The organism is Paenisporosarcina antarctica (genome assembly GCF_004367585.1).
In the GTDB taxonomy this organism is placed as follows: domain Bacteria; phylum Bacillota; class Bacilli; order Bacillales_A; family Planococcaceae; genus Paenisporosarcina; species Paenisporosarcina antarctica.
Genome location: NZ_CP038015.1, coordinates 801,124 through 825,205 on the forward strand (window position 1 = coordinate 801,124; position 24,082 = coordinate 825,205).

The following is a 24,082-nucleotide window of genomic DNA, read 5'->3' on the forward strand; positions in this document are numbered from 1 at the left end:
AGGGGGGTGAAAAATAAGTAACTTGTAGGATTTTGTGGTCGTTCTGTTATATGTCTGTGGTTAAAATGTAAAAAAAATGTTTTATGATAACAAAAAAGCAATCGTCCAAAGACGACTGCTTTTCTTAATATTAGAATGTATTTTCAGGTTTTGGATCAATTACTTCTGAATCACGAGAAATTAAAGCTTTTTGCAAAAAATACATAATGAAATAAGTAACTACTCCTAGAATAGCCATAAAGCCAATTACAGTTACTACACCTAAAGCCATTGTAATTCCCCTCTCTATTAATCATTTGTTTAATAATTATTATTATACATGATTTAAGAGAATTCTAGTAGTGGTTAATCAAAATTGGTGAAAACTGCCGTTTAAAAAGCCCAGTTACCGTCACGGAATACTGCTTCTTTAGAACCATCTTCTAAAATTCCATCGATGTCCATTTGTTCTGAACCAATCATAAAGTCAACATGTGTAATACTTTGGTTTAAGCCATGTTCTTGTAGTTCTTCTGAGGACATTTTTTTGCCGCCTTCTAAACAGAATGCATAGGCACTACCAATTGCTAAATGGTTTGATGCGTTTTCATCAAATAAAGTGTTATAGAAAAGTAATCCAGATTCAGAAATAGGGGAGTGATGAGGAACTAAAGCAACCTCTCCTAAATACTTAGCCCCTTCATCCGTATCAACTAATCGTTGTAATACTTCTTGTCCTTCAGTAGCTTCAACTTTAACAATGCGACCTTTTTCAAATGTAATCTTGAAGTCGTCTATGATGTTTCCGCCGTAGCTCAATGGTTTTGAACTAGAGACAACACCATTCACACCTGTTTTCAATGGAACCGTAAATACTTCTTCAGTAGGCATATTCGCCATGAACGAAGTGCCTTTTTCATTTACACTGCCAGCCCCACACCATAAATGTCCTTTTGGAAGTTCAATTGTAAGATCAGTCCCTGGAGCAGTGTAGTGCAATTTTTTGTAGTTTTTGTCATTTAAGTAATCAACTTTCTCATGAAGTGTGTCATCGTGTTTCGCCCAAGCTTCAATTGGAGAATCTACATCCGCTCGAACTGCTTTAAAGATAGCATCCCATAAAGCACTAACTTGTTCATCTTCCGCTACATCTGGAAATGCTTTAGCTGCCCAAGATTTAGACGGAGCTGCAATGACTGTCCAACTAATTTTGTCTGATTGAATATATTGACGATATTTTGTTAATGCAGTTCCAGCTGCTTTTTGGAATGCCGAAATACGAGACGAGTCAATTCCTTTTAATAAATCAGGACTTGAAGATACTACACTCATAAATGCTGCGCCTTGATCAGCTAATTGTTCACGTTCTTGTACTTTCCATGCCGGATACTCCTCGAAAGATTCACTTGGAGCCAACTCGAAACGTGTACGTGTAATCACGTCATCTGTCCAGTCTACATATACTTGTTTTGCTCCAACTTCATACGCCATTTTTGTTAATAAACGAACGAATTTAGGGTTATCAATAGATGCTGTGATATATAAAATTTGACCTTTTTGAATGTTTACGCCTACTTTAACTGCTAACTCAGCATACTTCGTTAATTTTTCATTAAAAGTTGTCATTAGGTGATCTCCTTTTTGTATAAGCTACTCCTATAGTAGCAATATTCGAAGGAGTAAATCAATTGAAAAGTTCGTGTGACGAAATAACCTTTAAAATGCTTTAATATTTAGAGTTGAAAATCAGTACAGAAGTCTATCAATCAATTCGCCAAGATGATGCAATGGAGGAAGAATTTAGTTTACTACAGGAATCATTGAAAAAGCTTTTGCTGAAACAGATGATAAGGGTATTGTCGGTAAACACGTCACACCATTCTTGCTAGATAAAGTGAAAGAATTAACAAAAGTTAAAAGTTTGGACGCAAATATCTTTGATTAAACAAAATGCCATAGTTGGAACGGGAATTACTGTAGCTCATCAAAGACTTTTGAATAACGATCTTGTAAAATGTTTTTTTAAAAAAGTTTTATTTGGTTTTGTGATCAAAAAAATTAGTACCTTAATTACGTATATAGAATAGTATATATGGATACGAATTGGAGGGTATTTAATGTGTATTTACGTGTATCCCACAGGGGTTTATTATACTCCCTGTGTTAGTGGAGCTGAGCATGAATTAAGAAATACGTTGCGTTTACTATGGGAACAGCATGTCTACTGGACAAAATCTGCTATTATTAGTTTAATTAATAATTCACCAGATTTAGATGCAGTTTTAGCACGACTATTACGAAATGCTCCTGAAATGGGGAACGTACTTAAACCTTACTACGGTGAGCAATTAGGAGACCAATACGGTGCTTTAATCAAAGCTCACTTAGTCATTGCTGCAGATCTTGTGAAAGCGGCTAAAGAAGGAGATACGCAAAGCTTTGAGTCTGTTGATAAAAAATGGTATGCCAATGCCGATGATATTGCTATATTTCTAAGCTCAATTAACCCTTATATATCACAGGAAGATATGAGAGAAATGATGTATAAACACTTGGATTTATTTAAATCAGAAACAGTTTTCTTACTTCAACAAGACTATCAAGCAGCCATTAATACGTTTGACGAAATTGAAATGCAGGCTCTCCACATGGCAGATTATATTTCAGCAGCCATTATCAAGCAGTTTCCTCAAATTCAGATGTAAGTAATGGACACCGTTGAGAATTCTCAACGGTGTCTTTTAAAATAAAATAATAAGGTATAAAAATTTTGGACTGAAGAGAATTCTGAAGGATTTGGAAAAAAATACTGTCTTTACACTTTGAAAACCTTCTTGTGAATCAAAAAGTGACCGAAATTGCATCTCATGAAGATTCTTCTTTCCAAAAAGGGGTTGATTCTTTCTTTGTCCAAACCAATATTCCTGTGTTAGAACCATGGAGCAGGAGATAATCTTATGAAAGAGACCTGGAAACGTTTAAGAGTCAGAGAACGCTTTAGTTTTACATTGACGCTTCGTAAGAAAAGCTGCAAGTCGAAGCTTGTAGCCTAATTTTTTGCACATTAAAACGTTTAAAAAACTTTAGATAAAGGAATTTCTAAATAAGGAGGGATTTTCGTATGAAGACTGATGTATTCATTACAGGTGGTGGAATTGGTGGCTTGACGCTAGCATTAAAACTGGTAAGTTCAGGTATCGATGTTGTGATGGTTGAAAAATTAACAGGAAATCAACCTATTTATAAAGGAGAATTATTGCAACCAAAAAGCATGCAAATTTTTGATGGATTACATGTTTATTATCAAGTCACTTCGAATGCGCAAATTATTGAGGTCCTTGATTTATTTGAACTGTCAAAAACATTAAAAGTGAAAGATCAGTCTTTTATGGATTACACCGTCATTCCTGGGAAATATAATGCAGCCTACATGATTCACCATGAAAAGTTGAAAACTATCATATTTAAGCAAGCGGAAAAATATCCAAACTTTCATTATTATAATGAGGCAACTTGTAAGGCAATTGAAAATAATACGGCTATCGTGCAACAAGGAAACGAAAAGTTCCAAGTAGAAGCAGCTTTCTTCATTGGTGCAGAAGGACGGGCATCTGTTACTCGCCAAGCGATGGGTATTAAAGTTGATCCGATTAAATATAATCATCATTTTATTACGGTTACTTTCCCTCGGCCTTCAGACTTAGTGGGAGGGCAAATTTTTTCTAGTTACAATCGATTCTTAGGGTTATTTCCACTGCCTGATAATCAAGTACGTTCAGTCTATTTAATTCCTGCAGGTGACTATAAAAAAATTAAAGAAAAACCAATTGGACACTTTCATAAATTGTATACAGATCTTGCGCCATCTATCGATGGTTATGTTCAGCAGCTTACGGATTGGTCAAAAATTCAATTAATGATTCCCATAATGTATCATGCGAATTCCTATGTACAAGGCAATAAAGTTATTATTGGAGACGCAGCACATGCTGTACATCCGATGGCAGGGGAAGGAATGAATATGGCTATCCAAGATGCCGACATTTTAGGTGAATTATTGGTAGATATGTATAAATTGTCATCTCTACATCCAGATAATTTAGAGCAATTCGAATACGTTCGAAAAGAACGTGCTGATTACTTAATTCAACTAAGCCATTTGTCAGCACTTGCCTATTCATTCCCATTTCAACCAGTAAGTTGGATTCGCAGCAAAACCTTTGAACGAATAGAGGAAGATCCAGTTCTTCACTTCAAGCAAATGTTAAATGTATCTGGACTAGGCATGTGGAAAGAGTCTGTGAGAGATCGTTTTATTCAAGGTGGCATGATGCCAACTAGAAAAAAAAATTTGTCTGTTGCCAAAAAAGAAATGAAGTTATTTTCAGCGGAAGATGATTATCCTTGGAAATGGAATGGCCTTTTATAGCACATTGATAGGTTTATATCTCAAAATAAACGTGTATTTAAATAACAATAAGTAAATGGGAGGGATAGGCAATGGTTGATATAATGAAAATGTTTAAAGCGCGTATGTGGATGAAACGAAATGTTCCGTTTTTATATTCCTGGCATGCATACGTTGGGTATGAACTAAATTTATTTAAAGCGTTTGAGCGTGGCGTAACCGTTGCCGACGTGGCGGATGCCTATCAAATAGATGAAATATTACTTAATCAATGGATGAGTGTTGGAGTGTCGATTGGTCATTTAAAACCCATGAGCCGCAATCGATATAAAACGGGAGCCATGTGGAAGTTACCACGGCCTAAAGATGAATCGTCTTCAGGTGTCATATTAAAAGAAATGATGGAATTACATATTCCTAGTTTACTAGCTTATCCAGATATGATGCGAAATAAAACTCGCAATCACTTTGATGCGGATAAACATGCTGATACGGTAGCTCAAACAAGTCGATTTTTAGAAGTAATTGCTTTGCCAAAAATTTCAAAATTATTAAAAGGAAATACTAAGCAGTTAGTTCTTGACATTGGTTGTGGAGAGGGAGGTTATATTAAACGGCTTGCTGAACGTTTCCCTGATTCTAAGTTCAAAGGTATAGAGATTAGTGATTCAGTTGCTAAAACGGCCATGAAATTAACCCAATCACTAGATAATGTATCAATTGATCAAGCTAATTTATGGGAATATGATCCGGAGACTTTATACGATTTAATATTATTGAACAATATCATTCACTATGTTCCTCCCGAAAAGCGGCAAGAATTATTTTTGCGCTTAAGTGACTGGTTATGTGAAGGTGGCGTTTTATCAGTTGTTACACCTATTTCTGGTGGGGAAGAAAGTCCACCATTTGTTGCTGCATTTAATAGCTTCTTTCATTCATTTGAAAACTTGTATTCCTTACCTGAAAAAGAGCACTTAGAGCAATGGGGAATCGGTGCAAACTTAACCTCGATAAGTATACAAACTATCATTCGTGAAGGAAGTTGGTACGTTATACAATACAAAAAAACCTCTATATAAAACTAGAGGTTTTCGTTTGCACAATTATTTACGGAGTGATCCAAGTTCTGAAGCGATAGCTTGCATTTCACTCGGACTGAACGTTGTCCGGTTTTTAACCATGTTGTACAAATAGTGTAAGTCTTCATATTGAGATTCATCAAAATTTTCGGATCTCATAGCATCTACATTGACCATACGAAGTTTGTCTTTTATCTGTTCAATCATGTATTCAACATTCTCTTGCGATGGTTGAGTTAAGTTCATTTGGATTCCCGCCTTTCAAACGGTATTAGTTTATCATTTCATGCTACAGAAAAATTGTCAAATCCAAGTAGCATTTTGTTTTAATACATATATAATTGGGTATATTAAAGCACATTGACTTTTAACCTTAGGAGGTTTTATTAATGAAAGAAAGTAAATTTGTAAAAGGAATTGTAATAGGTGCAATTGCAGGTGCTGGATTAAGTTTATTAGATCGTATAACACGTGAAGATGTTAAATATAAGTTAAGAACGGTTTCCTCTGATGTTAAGTATTATTCGAAAAATCGTGAAGACTTGAAAATGAAATTACAAGAAAAAGCAGATCAAATCCATACTGTATATAACCAGTTTTCTCAAGATGCACAATATTTATCGGATAAAGTAGATGAATTAAAAACATTAACTCCACAAGTGAAAACACTGGTCACTGATACAAAGGATGCATTCGTTCATTCCAAAGAAGAATACAAAACGATTGTAAAGAGCGAAGAAGATCAGTTCAAAATGCCAGTATTACCTGAGGAAGTTTATGAAGAGAAAGGAAGCTCGTTCTCTTAAGAAAGGAATTGATTACATGGCGAACGAAAATCAACCAATTCAACCTAAGGGCAGTAAACAGTCCCGTTCCTCATATAATTTCTTAAATAAGATAAAGTTAATGCAATTTAAAAAGAAAGATAAAGGTCCGGACGAACCTTTTGATGTCACATCATCAAAAGGTTTTTTTCAAGAATTATTAGCGAGGATTAAATATTTGGATGTTACTGCTCTAGGCGCACAGCTTGCTTTCTTTTTTTTGCTATCATTATTTCCATTATTAATTTTTATGGTGACATTGCTTCCTTATTTAAATTTGCAAGAAGATCAACTCTTTAGCATTTTGCGTACATATGCACCAGACGAAGTTTATAAACTCATCTATGGCACAGTAAATGAAGTTCTTACCAATCGAAATGGTGGACTATTATCTGTAGGAATACTTGCAACTATTTGGACTGCATCAAATGGTATGAATGCTTTGATTAAATCACTTAATCGCTCATATAGCCTTGAAGAAACAAGACCTTTCATTATAGCTAGAAGTATTTCAGTTATTTTTACACTTTTACTCATTACACTGTTTGTAATTGCTCTAGTATTGCCGGTATTTGGAGAACAAATTGGCATATTTTTATTCTCATATTTAGGATACGAACAAAGTTTCTTGACTGTCTGGAATAGTATTAGATGGACGATTCCACCAGTAATGATTTTTGTTGTCTTCATGTTGTTATACTGGATTGCACCAAATAGAAAGTTGTATTTGAAAAGTGTAATACCAGGTGCCATCTTTGCTACGTTAGGGTGGATTCTCGTATCTCTAGCATTCTCATTTTATGTTAGTAGTTTTGCTAATTACTCTGCTACATACGGGAGTATTGGTGGAATTATCGTACTAATGATGTGGCTATATTTCTCAGGTACCATTTTAATGGTCGGTGGGCAAATTAATGCTGTTATGCAAGAACGTAAAGAAAAATTAGATATGAAAAAAGCAGGAGCTGTCGTATAGACGCTCCTGCTTTTTATTTAATTTTAAGTAAGCGTAGCCCATTTAAGATAACGAGAATGGTACTGCCTTCATGCCCGATCACGCCAAGTGGTAAATTAATAATTTGAAAGAAATTACTAAAAATCAAAAGTACAATAATCGAGATGGAGAAAATGACATTTTGTTTTACGACACGATTCATCTTCCGAGACAAATGAATCGCATACGTAATGCGAGATAAATCATCTTTCATAAGTACAACATCTGCAGTCTCTAGTGCAACGTCTGTGCCTTGACCCATGGCTATACCTAGAGTAGCGGTGGCTAAAGCTGGTGCATCATTAATACCATCCCCAACCATCCCAACGTTTCCATATTTCGCTAGAAGATCTTTCATATGTGTGACTTTTGTTTCTGGTAAACATTCGGCAATATAGTGATCAACGCCTGCTTCTTCTGCAATTACTTTAGCTGTTCGTTCATTATCGCCAGTTAACATAATTGTGTAAATACCTGCTTTTCGTAATAATGAAATGGCTTCTTTAGATTCAGGTCGAACTGTGTCTTTAAGAGCTAATACTGCAATAATTCCATCTTGGTCAGCTGCGAAAATGACTGTTTTTCCTTCGTTTTCTAGATGAAGAGCTACATCATTACTAAAGGACATTGCCTCATCATAGCCTACAAAACGAGGCTTACCTACTTTCCATTCTTTCAAATCGATATCCGCCTTAATTCCCCAGCCTGGTATATCTTCCATTTTTGTAATAGGGAAAGTTTTTACACCTTTTGTGATAGCAAATGAAGTTATGGCTTGAGCCAATGGATGTGTGGATTGTGATTCAATACTCGCTAAACTCGTTAAAACAGCCTGTTCATCTAATCCATCCCGAACGATAAAATCTGTTACGAGTGGCTTTCCTTGTGTGAGCGTTCCAGTCTTATCAAGCGCAATTGCTTTCATATTACCAATGTTTTCTAGGTGGACTCCACCTTTAAATAACAATCCATTTTTCGCTCCGTTTGAAATGGCAGCTAGCGTAGCGGGCATAATTGAAGCAACTAGTGCACAAGGGGATGCAACAACAAGTAAGACCATTGCGCGATAGAATGTGGTAGTCCAATCCCAATCAAATATATAGTGAGGGAGGAACATCATCAAACCAACAGTAATAAGAACAATTTTTACATATTTACCTTCAAACCGTTCAATAAATTGTTGTGAAGGGGATTTTTCACTTTGAGCTGATTGAACAAGTTCAATAATTTTTTGAACTAACGATTCACTACTTGATTTCGTCATTTCGATTGTTAAAACACCGTTTAAATTCACAGTTCCCGCAAACAATTCATCACCTGCGTGTTTTGAAACGGGTATAGATTCACCACTTATGGCTGCTTCATCAATAGAAGTACTACCGGTAACAATCACACCATCAACTGGTATACGATCGCCTGGTTTGACAAGTAAACGATTACCTATTTCTAGGGTATTAACCAAGACGCGATTTGATTGTCCATTAGCATCAAGTAGCCATGCTTCTTCCGGTTGCAAATTCATCAAACTGGACAATTCTTTTTTGCTTTTGTTCATCGTGTAAGTTTCAAGTGCACCACTCAAAGAAAAAATAAAAATAAGGATGGCGCCTTCAGCCCAATAGCCAATTACGGATGAACCTATTGCAGCAAAAATCATGAGTAACTCTACATTTAGCTCTCTTCGATGAATGGTATTTAAAATTCCTTCTTTGGCTTGCGCAAATCCACCTATTAGAAAGGCGGCTAAATATAAAGTAATGGAAAGGGAACTTTCTTCACCTATGCCAAAAAACCAAGCAAAAAGAATTAAGACCCCAGAGAAGAGAGCTGCAATCAATTCAATATGTGGTTTTAAACGACTGAGAATTGATGGTGAATCTTGTTGCTTAATACCTTCCATTTTCATTCCTCCTGATAATGATATTCAATATCATATGCCTATTAATGTACGAAAAGCTGGCACTCCCATAGGGAATACCAGCATTTATTAGAATTATTATTAATTTATAATCATTATAACATAGTGAATTTACATAAATCAATTCAATAAATTATTTATATACACGTTCACTGTATAGAGCTAATTTTTCGAGAGAAGATTTATCTACATCTGCATGCAAACTATTCCCGTGTGAATCCATTGTGACTACTGCTGTAAAGTCTTCTACGCGCAAATGCCACATTGCTTCAGGAAGGCCAAATTGCATTAAGTCAACGCCTTCAACACCCGTAATACAGTTAGCATAGTATTGAGCAGCTCCACCAATTGCATTTAAGTATACGCCACCGTGTTCACTAAGCGCAGCTAGCGTTTTCGGACCCATACCCCCCTTACCCATAACTGCACGAATACCAAATTTTTTCATGATGTCTCCTTGGTAAGGCTCTTCTCGAATGGAAGTGGTCGGGCCTGCCGCTTTAATTTGCCAATTACCTTCTTTGTCTTTTAATACGACAGGGCCACAGTGATAAATGATTTGACCATTTAAGTCTAGTGGTGCATCGTGATCAGATAAGTATTTGTGAATTGCATCACGCCCCGTGTACATCATCCCACTAATTTTTACTACATCGCCAACTTTTAGTTTACGAATTGCTTCCTCACTAACAGGCGCACGAAGTTCGACAAAATTAGTAGCTATTTCTTCAGTTGGGTCAACTTTATCTTCGTCCTTAAACTCAACTTTTTCGCCTTCTTGGAATTGCCATTCGTTAATTTGACCAGTTGTAGGATTAATGTTGATCGCTAATCGACGATATGCCCAACAGTTGTATGCAACAGACACAAAGAAACTAGCAGGTATTCGGTGCATGACACCAATCTTACAACCTAGTAAAGTAGCTTCTCCGCCAAATCCCATTGTGCCTATTCCCAATGTATTCGCTTTTTCGACAGTATATTCTTCAAGTTCAGCAAGTTGTGAATTTGAATTAACATCATCAACGGAACGGAATAATTGTTCTTTCGCTAAATCATATCCTGAAGCGCGATCGCCGCCGATTCCTACACCAATGAATCCAGCTGAACAGCCTTGACCTTGTGCTTGATAGACTGAGTGAAGAATACATTTTCTAATGCCATCTAGGTCACGACCAGCACGACCGATACCTTCGAGTTCAGTAGGGAGACTGTATTGAATATTTTTGTTTTCACAACCCCCACCTTTTAGAATAAGCTTCATCTCTATGTAATCATTTTCCCATTGTTCAAACTTTACAACAGGAACACCTTCGCCTAAGTTGTCTCCACTATTTTCGCCTGTTAGTGAATCCACTGCGTTTGGACGAAGTTTGGCATTTTTTGTAGCAGATACAATCGCACGTTTGATTGCAGCTTTAATTTCTAATTGGTTAACTCCAATTGGTGTTTTAATTTTAAAAGTGGGCATACCGGTATCTTGACAGATAGGTGATACCTTATCATCAGCCATTTGAATATTATTTGTGATGGTGTCTAAACTCATCGAAGCACGAGTTCCAGCATTTTCGGCAGCTTTTGCTTTACTTACTGCACGACGCACATCTTTTGGTAAGTTCGTAGATGTTTCTGTAATTAATTCATATATGCTTTTTTCCAATGTTTCCAAATACATGTACGTAAAACCCCTTTCTTATATTGCTTAGTTATGTTTCTACTTATCATTATACTCTTTTGAATTTAAAAAATGGAATGGATTTCAAAGAAAAGAGAGTGCCAATTGGCACTCTCTTATTGTTCATTCAGATAATTTTTTAAATTGTTCCATCTTCAGTTCTAAATCATCCATCATAGCAATCATCCGATCAATATCTTCAAGTTCAGTCGTTTCTGGTTCAATTGAATCTAATACTTCTAAGAAAATGTGAAGACGTTCTTTTAAGTATGTTACTTGTTGTTCTTTATTTGAAATAGCATTGCCCATGTGAAACACCTCTCTTTACACTTATATCGTAGCAAATCTGCCATTAATTTTCAACCGTGAGTAGGACTAAAGAAATAATTTAATATTAAATTTATTTAGAATGTTTACAAAATTCTAATTACATGTTAAAGTAAACTTACTTCAACAAGAGAGGGGAGGCCGTAGTGAATAGTCGAAACCAATCAATTATTTAGTTAGAAGGAGGGGGTTCGAACATTTCACCGGCACGTAAATTTAGCCGTGAATTCGATTTATGGAAACTCAATTGGATATTAGTAACATTTAAAAGGCTCAGCCAATCATCTGTTCGCAGATCATAGACTGAGCCTTTGACATTGTCTAAATAAGTTCAAATGTTTCGATAACTACCATAGATTGATCAACAGAGCGCACCATTGAACAATTTTTTTTTGTTAGCATCATTGCTTTTTGTAGTTTAGTAGTATCGAGATTAGTACCTTTAAGCTTAAAATGAATATGTACTTTTTCGAGTCGACTTGCTTCCTCAGGATTTCGTATCACTTCTAATACATTAATCTCCATTTCCTCAATTGGCATACGCATTTTCTCACAAACTTTTCGAAGTACACCTCCACTACAACCGACTAGAGACGAAACTAATAGTTGATAAGGTCTATATCCTTTCGTTTCGTCACCAGAAATCGTTAGCGTTCCGAATTCCAAAGCTGTTTCAAAACCATTTTCAGTCATTATATATTTCAACTTGAATCCCTCCTTTATGGTAGAATTGTACCGAAACTTTGTTGAAATGAACATGATTTCAACTTGTATATAGGAGGACCACCATGAATCAATTTACAGCCTTAGAGAAAAGAAGATTTTGGATTTTAGTTGCAATCGTTTCCATCTCGGGTTTTTCGCAGGGAATGTTGTTACCACTTATTTCTGTTATTTTCGAACAAGATGGACTTTCTTCATCTTTAAACGGTTTGAATGCAACCGGGTTATACATAGGTACGCTTCTCATATCGCCCTTTATGGAACAGCCTCTCCGAAGGTATGGTTATAAACCCATCATCATTTTCGGAGGCTTGTTAGTTTTTGTTTCATTGTTATTATTTCCATTATGGAAAAGCGTTGTTTTTTGGTTTATTTTACGGTTATTTATCGGAATAGGAGACCATGCACTTCATTTTTCAACACAAACATGGATTACAAGTTTTTCCCCACACGAACGCCTAGGACGTAATATTGCTTTGTACGGACTATCTTTTGGCATTGGATTTGCAGCTGGACCGTTATTTTTGCCGCTCGTATCTATTTATGAAGGGTTACCCTTTATTGTATCCGGTATTTTATGTCTAGCTGCATGGTCACTTGTGTTTTTTATTGATAATGATTTCCCAGGGCATATGCATGATACATCGACGATGCGAGGGACGTGGGCACGTTTTGGTGCAACCATTGGATTTGCGTGGGTAGCATTTATTCCACCGTTTAGTTACGGTTTTTTGGAGTCTAGTTTACATGCCATTTTCCCAGTCTATGCACTTCGAAATGATTTTGATTTGTCGATGGTATCTATTGTATTAGCGGCATTTTCAACGGGTGGGATACTATCGCAGTTACCTTTGGGTGCTTTAAGTGATCGAATTGGAAGAAGAAAAGTGGTACTGTTTGCGCTGTTTGGTGGTGCTTTTTCGTTTAGTATCGCAGCACTTCTTGAAAATAATTTTTTGACACTTGTTTTTGCATTTCTTTTAGCGGGTTTGTTTGTGGGTTCAACGTTCTCTCTTGGTATATCGTATATGACTGATTTGACCCCAAAAGCATTATTACCAACAGGAAATTTGTTATGTGGGATTTTCTTTAGTATTGGCAGTTTAACTGGACCATTTATGGGCGGAGTCTTTTTACAATTTTTTGAGGGCTTTAGCTTTTTGTGGCTTGTGTCGTTATTTTTGTTGACGTTGAGTTTATTGAGTTTGATAAAGCCCAAAAAACAGCAAGTACAATCGACGTGACAATCGAGGGTACTTGCTGTTTTATTTAAGCGTTTATGGAAAGCTAATCGCTTTATATAAGATATAAGGAAGTATAATTTTTTTCAAGATACACGTTTGAGATTGGAGTAGCTTTGTTTAGCTCGACGATTTTCTCTGTTTGTACTTTGTCCTCGACCCTTTCACTTCATTGACAATTCAAAATATCATAAAAAGAAAAAGCATGCTCAAATGAACATGCTCAGGGAATTCGTGACTGTATTTAAAGTGTTTTTCGTACCAAAAGAGTGACACTTTCAATTTGTGCAGTTTGAGGGAACATATCAACTGGTTGAATATATTGAATGTCGTACACTTTGCGCAATTGACTTAAATCTTTTGCTAATGTCGATGGATTACATGATGTGTAGACAAAGCGTTTTGGTCGTACATTTAATATTGTTTTTAACAAACTATCTGCTAAACCAGTTCGTGGCGGATCTACTGTTAATACATCTGGCACAAAACCTTCACGGCTCCATGTTGCAAGCCATTCTTCAGCAGTTCCTGTTTCGTAAGTAGTGTGTGTAAAACCGTGATTTTCTGCATTCTTCTTAGCATCAAAAATACTATCCCCAACGATATCCATACCGCGAATTTCCTTCGCGTCCTTAGCTAACCAAAGACCAATCGTACCCACACCACAATAAGCATCGACAACTGTTTCTTGTCCAGTTAATGCAGCAGCAGACTTGATTTCGTTATATAATCGAACAGTTTGAGTAGGATTTAGTTGGAAAAAGGCACGAGCTGATAAATCAAAAGAAAATTCCCCTAATTCTTCGTGCAACGTTTTTTTGCCATGAAGCACAATTGTACGCTCTCCGAAGATTAAAGAAGTTTGCTTCGAATTAACATTTTGAACAATCGATACAACAGCTGGATCAATGGCAATTAGTTTATCAATGAGTTGCTGACGTTTCGGCATTTCGGCAAGTGTAGTGACGAGTACAAGCTGGATTTCCCCAGTTTGGATACCAGTTCGGACAACGATTGTTTTCACTAAACCATTATTCGTTTCTTCATCATAAATCGGGATTTTTAGCTTTTCAAGAATGCGTTTCACGGCATTCGTAATGCGTGTTGTGTTCGGGTGTTGTACGATACACTCATCTATATTTAATAATTGGTGTGTGCCTTCTGCAAATAAACCGGCATGTACTTTGTCGGCAACCTTGCGAACTTGGAACTGGCTTTTATTGCGATACTGCCATGGGTTGTCCATGCCTATTGTTGGACGAACATCGATGTTTGTTGCAATGTCTTTTAAATAGCGTTCAAGTGATTGCACAATCATATCACGCTTTTCAACTAACTGTTGTTCATAGGTCATATGCTGTAATTGGCAGCCTCCACATTCTTCATAAACAGGACAAGGTGCCTCTTGTCGATGAGGGGAAGCTTTACGAATTTGAAGAATTTTTGCTTCAGAGAAATTAGATTTAACGACTTCGACTTGAGCGGTTACTTCTTCTCCTGGAAGTGCACCTTTAACAAAGACGACATTGCGCTTGAAAAACCCAATGCCTTCTCCGTTAATACCAAGTCTCTTGATTGTAAGTGGAAATTTTTGGCCTACTTCAATAATTGTTTGTTGTGACAAAGTGTATACACGTCCTTTACTACTGGTGACTATAGTATATAGGACAGACGAGTTAATGGAAAGACAACGGAATATCACTTGTTCCATTAACTAATGAGTCTAGAGATGAAAAAGTATATCCTTTCGCTTTAGCATCTCGGATAAAATCAGGTAAAGCAGCTGCATTATCAGGTGAAACTGTGTGCATCAAAATGATAGCACCTGGATGGATTTGATTCATTAAATGATTGTAAGCATATGCTTTTCCTTGTGGTCGATCTGCGTACCAATCTACAAACGCTACCGACCAAAACATATGACGATACCCGAGTTCATTGCCATAGGCAAGTAAATTCTCACTGAAAACTCCTTCGGGGGGACGTACAAAACGAGTTTTCGTTAAATCTGTTTTTTCAGCCAATAGCTGATCAAATTTTTGCCACTCTTCTTTCATACGAGCTTCTGACAAATTGGCCATATTCGGATGCCCGTATGAATGATTACCGATTTCATGACCTTCTTTAATCATGCGATTTACTAAATCCGTCGCACTTTCAACATAATGACCTGTGAGAAAAAAAGTACCAGGTACTTTCTCTTTTTTCAATGTATCCAATATGGGGGAGGTATGTCCATTTTCATAGCCATTATCAAAAGTGAGGTATAAGATTTTTTCATCCGGAGAACCTTTGTAAAAAGCACCGTATTTTTTTAATAGTTCGTCAAATGTCCCGCCAGCTTGAGCTTGTTTTTCTTGAGCCCCTTTTTTAAACCCCCAATGCAGTGACTCTGCGCCTACTTGGAATGGGTTTAGTAAAATGCCTAAGGTTAATATCGTACATGAAGCAACAATTCCTAAAGTATGTTTTATCCACATAAAAACGCAACCTTTCTTTTATGATAGGTTGCGTTTTCTTAAACATCTTATGCATAAATATTTTTGAGTGCATCTCGTAAATCTGGATAAGTGAACTTAAATCCATGTAGTAATAACTTCTCAGGTAACACACGCTGTCCTTTTAAAACTAATTGACTCTTTTCTCCAAGTACAAGTTTTAGAGCAAAAGCGGGAACGGGCATCCAATGAGGGCGATGTAAAACTTCACCTAAGATTTTACCGAAATCATGCATTTGTTTGGAGTCGGGGGCAGTTACGTTAAAAGGACCATTAAAATCGTCATGTTCAATTGCGTACAGAATGGACTTGGCAACGTCTGATACATGAACCCAGGATACCCATTGATTTCCTGAACCTACTTTTCCACCAACTCCCATTTTGTATGGCAAAGCCATTTGAGGAAGAGCGCCTTGTACTTTGCCAAGAATGATTCCAAAGCGTCCACACGCAACTCTAGTTCCGAATTGTTCAGCCTCTAAGGCTTTTTTTTCCCAATCCTCAACAGTTTTCGCAAGAAAATCTTCCCCCCGCGAAGAAGAGTGTTCTGTATAAGTTGCTTGTTCCGAAGTTGGATAAATACCAATTGCACTTGCATTTATTAGAACAGATGGTTTCTTTGTTACTGCTCCAATTATGCGAAGTACTTCATCTGTTGCTTTCATACGACTGTCATAAATTTTTTGTTTTTGTTCTTCAGTCCAGCGTCCCTCATTTATTGAAGAACCAGCTAAATTAATCCATGCATCTATATTTTCAAGTTGTTCTTCAGGTTTGGCATCATCTCCAAGCCATTTAACCATATGTACTATATCATTCGATGGTTTATCAGAACGAGACAATATATATACTTCATGTCCTTTATCTGCTAATTGCTTTGTGATCTCTTGTCCGACAAATCCACTTCCGCCCGTAATCGCAACCTTCATTTTTATTCCTCCTCAAATTCACTTGTTAATTGTATAATACCCGTTCTTGATTAAGTGTACTCTAATGAATGTGTCCTTAATAATGTGTATACTGTTTATGTAAAGAACATGGGGTGAAATACGTGGCAATTATCACGAAAATAACGCGTCAAAAAAATAATACAGAACGCTATAACATTTATATAGAGGAAGCATATGCATTTGCAGTGGATGAATCGTTAATCGTAAAATACCAACTAACTAAGAATAAAATTTTAGAAGACTGGGAACGCGATGAAATTGTTTTTGATGATGAAATCCGTAAAGCATTTAACAAAGCGCTGCACTTTTTAGCATTTCGAATGCGAAGCGAATATGAAGTGAAGAAGAAACTGCTTGATTTAGAATACGGTGAAGCGGTCGTTCTAGAAGCCATTCAAAAATTACATAACTTAGGATTTTTAAATGATGAAGCTTTTTCAAAAGCATTTCTCGAGACGCAAAAGAAGACGAGTAAAAAGGGACCACGTGTTATTCAACAGGAACTAAAGAAAAAAGGAATCGAAAAATCCCTACAAGAGGAAGTGCTGAAAACGTATACTGAAGAAGACCAAACTCAAATTGCACAAGGATTGGCAGAAAAAATTGCAAATCAACAATCTTCTAAAACCCCAAGACAAGTGAAACAAAAAATTCAAGATACCCTGTTGCGTAAAGGCTACTCGTATGCCACTATAAGCAAAGTAATTGAGGAAATTGAATTTGAAACAGAGCAAGACGAGTGGGAAGAAATGATTGCCGATCAAGGAGACAAAATTTGGCGCAAAGTATCTATAAAATACACAGGATATGATCGGAAAAATAGAGTCAAACAAGCCCTGTATCAAAAAGGATTTCCTTCTGAACAAATTGAAATGTTTATTGAAAAAAAGGAGTTAGAAGAAGATGGAGATTGAAAAAAAATATAGTCAAATGAATGAATCAGAGTTACGACAAACGATAGCCAATTTGCTTGAAAAAGCTCGGAAAGCTAGCCAACTTGGCTATGTTAATGAATATGCAGTATTAGAGCGAAAAGCCATTATGGCACAAGCTTATTTAATAGATTCTTCACAGTTTATCCCAGGAGAAATTTACCGTATAGAAGGGGACCCAGGAATCTTTTTTCAAGTTGATTACTTAAAAGGAAAATTTGCATGGGGCTATCGTATGGGTGGTGAAAAATTTATTGAAGCTTTGCCGATATCCATGTTGAAATCATTGAAGGAGGGTAAATAAAATGCAACAAAGAATCGAACAATTAGTACAAGAACTTGCTACAAAAAACGAGGAGCTTACTGTATCTAAGGCCCGTGTGTGGATTGAATTATTATGGTCAGATTTTGAATCATCCTATGCGAAAGCAGGGTATGATTACAAAGGTTCTGATGTAACAGAAAAAGTCATTCGTCAGTGGATCAATAGTTATGGGGATCGCATACATGAGTTTGCAGGAAATAACCCAAAATATGCTCATTTACTTAATATAGAAGACGGTCTTATACAGTAAGAAAAGTACACGACGTGTAGAGTCGTGTACTTTTTATTTTCATAAAATGGACTTGCTTCGCTTTTCTAGTTAGACATAAAGTCTAATTTTTTACGAAGTTTGTCTTCACTAAATATCCAGCCTGTGTACGAATTAAGTATTTCCAAGTCTTCATTTAAGTGGACAACTGCAACGAATGGATAATAATCGTTACTACGGTAGCGTAAATCGATTAAGCGTACTTCATGAATATGCTCATGCTGTGCAATCTCCCAACGATAAATCGGAGAGAATGAAATGAAAGCCTGTAAATTTTTATCTTGTAATGCAGCTTTAACAAGTGGTGAATCTGGAATTGGCTTACGATCAAATTTATCATAAATATTGATAGACCGTCCATAAGCTCTACCTACATAGTGATGAGTTTTTGAAATTGCGGCAATTCGCCATTGGAAAAATCGAATTGTTGGGGCGATTATGATTTCTTCGGCACTTGGAAGGGTATTTCTAACTGCATGTTTGACTGCATGTTGTACAGAGAACCTGAGCAAGTAATACAAAAAAACTATTCCATATAATAACAAAATTGTGAATACTGGATTTGCTCCAAATGCCCAAAACATTAAAGCTACTACGTGTAATAAGAAAATAATTGGGTCAAATGTATTAATAACACCAAGCGCTACCCACTTAGAAGAAAAGGGGCGAAGTGCTTGAGTTCCATATGAGTTGAAGATGTCGACAAATACGTGTAAAAAAACAGCTAGAAAAGTCCATAGCCATAAATGCAGAAGATTAGCTTCTGGTACTATAAAATGAATGACTCCTGTGATAGCTATTGGCCATAATAAAACAGCGGGAATTGAATGCGTTATGCCTCGATGATGACGAATATATACAGCATTATTGCGTAATTTTAATACTGTATCTACGTCAGGGGCTAGTGATCCGACGATAGCTCCTGCTACAACAGCAGTTGCAGTCACTGGATGAGTGGCAACGACTGGGTCAATCATAGCAAGTCCACCTAAAGCAATTCCCATAACGATATGAGTACCAGTATCCAACTGTTTCAACTCCTTTGAACGGAGACAATCCGAATAATTTTGTTCATCATAAGATAATTTTAGTAAAATAACAATGAGCAAGACTTTTTATTATTGATTGTACTCTCCAATTTGGTATACCCAATTTGGTTAGCATGTAATCAATGGAATGTAGGTGCAAATTATGAATGAATTTAATAAAATTACCTTTAGAAAGTCCTTAATTGATTGGTACTTAGAAGAAAAGCGCAATCTTCCATGGAGAGAGACAAATGATCCATATAAAATATGGGTATCTGAAATCATGCTTCAGCAAACGAGGGTAGATACAGTTATTCCCTATTATAATCGTTTTATTGACATCTTTCCTACAATGGAAGACTTAGCAAACGCCAATGAAGAAAAACTATTGAAACAGTGGGAAGGACTTGGCTATTACTCACGTGCAAGAAATTTGCAGGCTGGCGTGCGAGAAGTAGTTGAGACTTATAATAGTATTGTGCCAACAACCAGAAATGAGATTTCATCATTAAAAGGAGTGGGACCCTATACAGCAGGTGCTATTCTAAGTATAGCTTATGGAAAGCCAGAACATGCTGTTGATGGAAATGTAATGCGTGTATTATCACGCGTTCTGCTCATAAAAGAAGATATTGCCAAGCCAAAAACCAGAAAAATCTTTGAAGTGGCTGTTACTGAAATAATCGATTCACAAGACCCTTCATCTTTTAATCAAGGTTTAATGGAATTAGGTGCTGTTATTTGTACACCGACATCCCCAAAATGTTTATTATGTCCAGTGCGTGATAACTGTACAGCCTATTATGTAGGTGAACAAAATAACTTGCCAGTAAAAACAAAAAATAAAAAAACAAAAGCATTGCATTATGATATCTATGTTGTCCAAAATGATAAGAAACAATTTCTCATGGAAAAAAGAGCTGAAACAGGTTTATTAGCAAATATGTATCAGTTTCCAATGATTGAACTAGCAACAAAAGAAGCGGATACTATCCCGTTATTGGATATCAGGTATGGCATACATTTCACAAAAGAAATTGATTTAGGACCTTTTAAACATGTCTTTTCTCATTTAACATGGGAAATGAATTGTTTTGTTGGACACTCAACTGAAGATAGTTTACTTGAAACATGTAAATGGTTAACAATAGAAGAAATAAAAGAAGTACCAATGCCTGTTCCTATGTTGAAAATTTGGCAGGCATATATTGAAAGGGGAAATTAATATGACAGAAAACAAAGTAGCACTTGTCACGGGAAGTAGCCGAGGACTTGGTAAAGCAATAGCGATTGAACTTGCAAAAAATGGATATGATATTGTTGTTAACTATGCAAGGAGCAAATCAGCTGCACTTGATACGGTAAAAGAAATTGAAGCTCTTGGTCAAAAGGCGCTCCTTATACGTGCGAATGTAGGAGACGTTAAAAAATTAAAAGCAATGTTTGAAACAATTCGTGAGGAATTTGGACGTTTGGATGTTTTTGTAAGTAACGCAGCATCAGGAGTTCTTAGACCTGTAATGGAATTAGAAGAGTCTCATTGGGACTGGACAATGAACATAAACGCTAAAGCTATGTTATTTGGTGCGCAAGAGGCGGCAAAATTAATGGATAAAGGCGGCAAAATTGTTGGTATCAGTTCATTAGGCTCAATTCGTTATTTAGAAAACTATACAACGGTTGGCGTATCAAAAGCTGCAATCGAATCAATTACACGATATTTAGCTGTTGAACTCGCGACAAAAGGCATAGCAGTTAATACTGTTTCGGGTGGAGCACTTGATACGGATGCTTTAAAACATTTTCCAAATCGTGAAGAATTATTAGAAGATGCAAGAAAAAATACGCCAGCAGGTCGAATGGTTGAAATTGATGATATGGTAAAAACCACTATGTTTTTAATTTCTGATGGTTCAGATATGATTCGTGGACAAACAATTATTGTTGATGGTGGACGTTCAATTGTTTTGTAAAAAAAAAAAAATAGAGAATAAGAATTCATCTTCCTACACATAATAATTAGTATGGAGGTGAAAATTAATGGCAAATCGAAATGACAGCAACCAACCAACAAATGCAAATGAAGTAAGAAAACAAAATCAAAAATCTAGCCAAAAAGCTTCAACGCCACAAGGAAACAATGCTCAAATGCCTTCACAAGGTAGTCGAAGTGAATTTGCTTCTGAAACAAATGTAAATGAAGTAATTAAACAAAATCAACAATCAGCGCAACAAGGAACAGCGCAACAAGGCAATAACTATGCACAACAAACTTCATCACAAAATAATCGTAGTGAATTCGCTACAGATGTAAATGAAGTGAAAAAACAAAATCAACAATCGGCTCAGAAGAAAAATAATGCTTCTGGACCACAAGCTAACCGTTCAACAAACTCAACAAAATAATACGTTAATTCAGTACTAAATCAGCGAAGGCATTATGCCTTCGCTGATTTTTTTTGCAGTTTTTGGGTGGTGGTTGTTATAATGAGAACATAATCAAGAAAAATATATAATTTGTGCTTTGACGAAAAGGTGGCTTATCCATGTTAATACCAACAGAAGGAGAAACGATTCAAATCCATAGCTACAAACATAACGGCAAAATCCACCGCGTCTGGCAAGAAACTATGGTTCTGAAAGGGACAAGAAATATTGTCATTGGTGCGAACGAAAGAACTCTTGTTACGGAATCTGACGGACGGACGTGGTTGACACGAGAACCATCAATTTGTTATTTTCATGCGGAGCATTGGTTCAATATCATTTGTATGTTGCGTGAAGATGGTGTGTACTATTACTGCAATATTAGTTCCCCATTCATTTACGATTCCCAATCATTAAAATACATTGATTACGATTTGGATGTAAAAGTCTTTCCTGATATGACTTATACGATTCTGGATGAAGACGAATTTGAAGATCATAAAAAAGAAATGAATTACCCTGATGAAATCGATATGATCTTACATCGCAATGTGGAAAAATTAATTGGTTGGATTAAGCAACGCAAAGGACCATTTGCGACAGACTTTATAGAAGTATGGACAAACCGTTATCTATTTCACAAGCAATTGCGAATAAGAGAGTAATTATGCCTGTTGAACCCCAACAGGTTTTTCATTTGGAAAGGAAGAGAAATGTATGAGTAGCACCAAAAGATATATGAAGTTTGTTAAACCATATACATGGCAAATTGTTCTCACTGTTGCGATTGGAATTTTAAAATTTGCCATTCCATTATTTATTCCTTTATTAATTAAAATCGTCATTGACGATATAATAGGTGCTGAGACATTGACTGATGCAGAGAAAACAAGTCAGTTATTTTATTGGTTAGGTGGAACAGCGCTAGTGTTCTTTCTGGTTAGACCCCCGATTGAATATTATCGACAATACTATGCACAGCTAGTAAGTAACAAAATATTATACGACATAAGACAAGAGTTGTACGGCCATCTACAACGACTAAGTTTACGGTTTTATTCAAATACGAGAGTTGGAGAAGTCATTTCTCGTGTCATAAACGATGTAGAACAAACTAAAAACTTTGTGATGATCGGGTTAATGAATTTATGGCTAGACTTAGCAACTATTTTGATTGCGGTTGCCATCATGCTTACAATGGACGTTCCATTAACGTTAGTAACATTGCTTGCATTCCCATTCTATGCATTTAGTGTTAAATACTTCTTCGGACGCTTACGAGATTTAACGCGGAAAAGATCCCAAGCACTTGCTAGTGTTCAAAGTTATTTGCATGAACGTGTACAAGGGATGAGTATCATTAAAAGTTTCACATTAGAAAAACATGAACAACGAATTTTTGATAAAGCAAATAGCGAATTTTTAGATAAAGCAATAGATCATACAAAATGGAACGCAAAAGCATTTGCAGTTGTTAACACCATCACGGATGTCGCACCACTATTGGTTATTGCGTATGCAGGGTATCAAGTAATTATTGGAAACTTAACAGTAGGAACGATGGTAGCATTTATTGCATATATTGAACGACTTTATAGTCCTTTGAGACGATTAGTTAACTCTTCAACGACATTAACGCAAGCATATGCATCAATGGACCGAGTGTTTGAATTAATGGATGAAAAATATGATGTTAAAGATGAACCAAATGCGAAGAATATGCCAGCAATTAAAGGTAAGCTGCAATTTGATCATGTCTCTTTCCAATATGAAGAAGAAAATAATTTAGTCTTAAATAATATGAATTTCACGGTTGAACCTGGGCAAACTGTTGCCTTTGTAGGAATGAGTGGTGGAGGGAAATCAACCATTATTAGTATGATTCCTCGTTTCTATGATGCGACGAGCGGATCAGTTAAAATTGATGACGTAGACATTAAGGATGTAAAAATAAAATCTTTACGTGAACAGATTGGAATAGTATTGCAAGATAATATACTATTTAGTGATTCTGTGAAAGAAAATATATTAATGGGACGACCAGATGCTACGGAAAACGAAGTAATTGAAGCGGCGAAAGCTGCCAGTGCACATGAATTTATTGTTGCGCTTCCAGATGGTTATGACACAAAAGTAGGCGAACGTGGCGTTAAACTTTCAGGTGGTCAAAAACAGCGTGTGGCTATCGCGAGAGTGTTTCTAAAAAATCCTCCTATTTTAGTTTTAGATGAAGCAACTTCTGCCCTTGATTTAGAGAGTGAAGCCTTAATTCAAGACTCTTTAGAGCGTTTAGCGCATAATCGAACAACGATTATTGTCGCACATCGTCTATCAACAATCACACATGCCAATCAAATCTTTGTTATTGATCATGGTGAATTAAAAGAACAAGGAACGCATAATGAGTTAATAGAATCTAAAGGTATTTATTACAATCTGTTTCAAGTTCAACAACTAGATATAGATTAAAAAAGGTTATCCTT

At 36.2% G+C, this 24,082-nt stretch carries 25 protein-coding genes and 1 pseudogene; 15 read left to right on the forward strand and 11 right to left on the reverse strand.

What is annotated here, in order from left to right; genetic code table 11:
* Positions 1 to 130 precede the first annotated feature (130 nt).
* Together E2636_RS18890 and E2636_RS03930 are read right to left on the reverse strand one after the other, a co-directional pair.
* Entirely contained in the window at positions 131 to 271 is a 141-nt protein-coding gene (locus E2636_RS18890; RefSeq protein ID WP_166669478.1) for a hypothetical protein, read from the reverse strand.
* 101 nt (positions 272 to 372) lie between these two features.
* Positions 373 to 1,605 carry an aminopeptidase gene (locus E2636_RS03930; protein WP_134209084.1) on the reverse strand — a complete coding sequence of 411 codons (1,233 nt, stop codon included), beginning with the start codon at positions 1,603 to 1,605 and terminating at the stop codon, positions 373 to 375.
* A 178-nt stretch (positions 1,606 to 1,783) separates the two neighbouring features.
* On the opposite strand from E2636_RS03930, the pseudogene E2636_RS19635 reads away from it, so the two are divergent.
* The 4 genes and pseudogenes from E2636_RS19635 to E2636_RS03950 all read left to right on the forward strand — a co-directional run.
* Positions 1,784 to 1,973 (forward strand): annotated as a pseudogene (locus tag E2636_RS19635) (pseudouridine-5'-phosphate glycosidase); the annotation flags it as partial.
* A gap of 123 nt (positions 1,974 to 2,096) precedes the next feature.
* A complete protein-coding gene (locus E2636_RS03940) occupies positions 2,097 to 2,684 on the forward strand; it encodes an acetylglutamate kinase (RefSeq protein ID WP_134209085.1) in 588 nt (195 codons plus the stop codon).
* Positions 2,685 to 3,100: 416 nt separating this feature from the next.
* On the forward strand, positions 3,101 to 4,408 hold the full coding sequence (locus tag E2636_RS03945) for an FAD-dependent oxidoreductase (protein ID WP_134209086.1): 1,308 nt from the start codon (positions 3,101 to 3,103) through the stop codon (positions 4,406 to 4,408).
* 71 nt (positions 4,409 to 4,479) lie between these two features.
* Positions 4,480 to 5,469 carry a class I SAM-dependent methyltransferase gene (locus E2636_RS03950; protein WP_134209087.1) on the forward strand — a complete coding sequence of 330 codons (990 nt, stop codon included), beginning with the start codon at positions 4,480 to 4,482 and terminating at the stop codon, positions 5,467 to 5,469.
* A 24-nt stretch (positions 5,470 to 5,493) separates the two neighbouring features.
* On the opposite strand, the gene E2636_RS03955 is transcribed toward E2636_RS03950, so the two are convergent.
* A complete protein-coding gene (locus E2636_RS03955) occupies positions 5,494 to 5,715 on the reverse strand; it encodes a DUF1128 domain-containing protein (protein WP_134209088.1) in 222 nt (73 codons plus the stop codon).
* Between the two features lie 143 nt (positions 5,716 to 5,858).
* Here E2636_RS03955 and E2636_RS03960 point away from each other — a divergent pair, with 143 nt between their 5' ends.
* Both E2636_RS03960 and E2636_RS03965 read left to right on the forward strand, forming a co-directional pair.
* Positions 5,859 to 6,275, forward strand: coding sequence for a YtxH domain-containing protein (locus tag E2636_RS03960; RefSeq protein WP_134209089.1), 417 nt, complete (start codon positions 5,859 to 5,861; stop codon positions 6,273 to 6,275).
* 16 nt (positions 6,276 to 6,291) lie between these two features.
* Positions 6,292 to 7,269: a YihY/virulence factor BrkB family protein gene (locus E2636_RS03965; RefSeq protein WP_134211744.1), complete on the forward strand. Its 978-nt coding sequence runs from the start codon at positions 6,292 to 6,294 to the stop codon at positions 7,267 to 7,269.
* Between the two features lie 13 nt (positions 7,270 to 7,282).
* Here the strand turns inward: E2636_RS03965 and E2636_RS03970 are convergent, their stop codons facing one another.
* The 4 genes from E2636_RS03970 to E2636_RS03985 form a co-directional block, all read right to left on the reverse strand.
* Complete coding sequence (locus E2636_RS03970) at positions 7,283 to 9,187, reverse strand: heavy metal translocating P-type ATPase (protein WP_134209090.1); 1,905 nt, start codon at positions 9,185 to 9,187, stop codon at positions 7,283 to 7,285.
* Between the two features lie 151 nt (positions 9,188 to 9,338).
* The gene (locus E2636_RS03975; RefSeq protein WP_134209091.1) at positions 9,339 to 10,880 is read right to left on the reverse strand and encodes a fumarate hydratase; all 1,542 of its coding nucleotides are present in this window, start codon (positions 10,878 to 10,880) and stop codon (positions 9,339 to 9,341) included.
* 123 nt (positions 10,881 to 11,003) lie between these two features.
* Complete coding sequence (locus E2636_RS03980) at positions 11,004 to 11,189, reverse strand: SE1561 family protein (protein WP_017381139.1); 186 nt, start codon at positions 11,187 to 11,189, stop codon at positions 11,004 to 11,006.
* Between the two features lie 339 nt (positions 11,190 to 11,528).
* The gene (locus E2636_RS03985) at positions 11,529 to 11,912 is read right to left on the reverse strand and encodes an OsmC family protein (RefSeq protein ID WP_208324152.1); all 384 of its coding nucleotides are present in this window, start codon (positions 11,910 to 11,912) and stop codon (positions 11,529 to 11,531) included.
* Positions 11,913 to 11,995: 83 nt separating this feature from the next.
* Here E2636_RS03985 and E2636_RS03990 point away from each other — a divergent pair, with 83 nt between their 5' ends.
* Positions 11,996 to 13,174, forward strand: a complete 1,179-nt coding sequence (locus E2636_RS03990) for an MFS transporter (protein WP_134209092.1) — start codon at positions 11,996 to 11,998, stop codon at positions 13,172 to 13,174.
* Positions 13,175 to 13,415: 241 nt separating this feature from the next.
* Here E2636_RS03990 and rlmD read toward each other — a convergent pair whose 3' ends face one another.
* From rlmD to E2636_RS04005, 3 genes are read right to left on the reverse strand one after another with little or no spacing between them, the layout of a single operon-like run.
* Positions 13,416 to 14,795, reverse strand: coding sequence for a 23S rRNA (uracil(1939)-C(5))-methyltransferase RlmD (gene rlmD / locus E2636_RS03995; protein ID WP_134209093.1), 1,380 nt, complete (start codon positions 14,793 to 14,795; stop codon positions 13,416 to 13,418).
* A 52-nt stretch (positions 14,796 to 14,847) separates the two neighbouring features.
* Positions 14,848 to 15,651: a polysaccharide deacetylase family protein gene (locus E2636_RS04000; protein ID WP_134209094.1), complete on the reverse strand. Its 804-nt coding sequence runs from the start codon at positions 15,649 to 15,651 to the stop codon at positions 14,848 to 14,850.
* 47 nt (positions 15,652 to 15,698) lie between these two features.
* Positions 15,699 to 16,598, reverse strand: a complete 900-nt coding sequence (locus tag E2636_RS04005; protein WP_134209095.1) for a TIGR01777 family oxidoreductase — start codon at positions 16,596 to 16,598, stop codon at positions 15,699 to 15,701.
* Positions 16,599 to 16,720: 122 nt separating this feature from the next.
* Here E2636_RS04005 and recX point away from each other — a divergent pair, with 122 nt between their 5' ends.
* Genes recX through E2636_RS04020 form a run of 3 tightly spaced genes read left to right on the forward strand, consistent with a single transcriptional unit; the run spans position 16,721 to position 18,126 of the window.
* Positions 16,721 to 17,533 carry a recombination regulator RecX gene (recX, locus tag E2636_RS04010; protein WP_134209096.1) on the forward strand — a complete coding sequence of 271 codons (813 nt, stop codon included), beginning with the start codon at positions 16,721 to 16,723 and terminating at the stop codon, positions 17,531 to 17,533.
* On the forward strand, positions 17,523 to 17,855 hold the full coding sequence (locus E2636_RS04015) for a YfhH family protein (RefSeq protein ID WP_134209097.1): 333 nt from the start codon (positions 17,523 to 17,525) through the stop codon (positions 17,853 to 17,855). The genes recX and E2636_RS04015 overlap by 11 nt, the downstream gene beginning before the upstream one ends.
* A gap of 1 nt (position 17,856) precedes the next feature.
* On the forward strand, positions 17,857 to 18,126 hold the full coding sequence (locus E2636_RS04020) for a YfhJ family protein (RefSeq protein WP_134209098.1): 270 nt from the start codon (positions 17,857 to 17,859) through the stop codon (positions 18,124 to 18,126).
* A 65-nt stretch (positions 18,127 to 18,191) separates the two neighbouring features.
* Here E2636_RS04020 and E2636_RS04025 read toward each other — a convergent pair whose 3' ends face one another.
* Entirely contained in the window at positions 18,192 to 19,172 is a 981-nt protein-coding gene (locus E2636_RS04025; protein WP_134209099.1) for a metal-dependent hydrolase, read from the reverse strand.
* 163 nt (positions 19,173 to 19,335) lie between these two features.
* On the opposite strand from E2636_RS04025, the gene mutY reads away from it, so the two are divergent.
* From mutY to E2636_RS04050, 5 genes are all read left to right on the forward strand, one after another.
* Positions 19,336 to 20,397 (forward strand): A/G-specific adenine glycosylase, encoded by a 1,062-nt coding sequence (gene mutY / locus E2636_RS04030; RefSeq protein ID WP_134209100.1) that lies wholly within the window; start codon positions 19,336 to 19,338, stop codon positions 20,395 to 20,397.
* Position 20,398: 1 nt separating this feature from the next.
* Positions 20,399 to 21,145, forward strand: coding sequence for an enoyl-[acyl-carrier-protein] reductase FabL (fabL, locus tag E2636_RS04035; RefSeq protein WP_134209101.1), 747 nt, complete (start codon positions 20,399 to 20,401; stop codon positions 21,143 to 21,145).
* Between the two features lie 67 nt (positions 21,146 to 21,212).
* A complete protein-coding gene (locus E2636_RS04040; protein WP_134209102.1) occupies positions 21,213 to 21,578 on the forward strand; it encodes a gamma-type small acid-soluble spore protein in 366 nt (121 codons plus the stop codon).
* A gap of 140 nt (positions 21,579 to 21,718) precedes the next feature.
* The gene (gene ntdP, locus E2636_RS04045; protein WP_017381152.1) at positions 21,719 to 22,264 is read left to right on the forward strand and encodes a nucleoside tri-diphosphate phosphatase; all 546 of its coding nucleotides are present in this window, start codon (positions 21,719 to 21,721) and stop codon (positions 22,262 to 22,264) included.
* Positions 22,265 to 22,316: 52 nt separating this feature from the next.
* Positions 22,317 to 24,068, forward strand: a complete 1,752-nt coding sequence (locus E2636_RS04050; protein ID WP_134209103.1) for an ABC transporter ATP-binding protein — start codon at positions 22,317 to 22,319, stop codon at positions 24,066 to 24,068.
* Positions 24,069 to 24,082 lie beyond the last annotated feature (14 nt).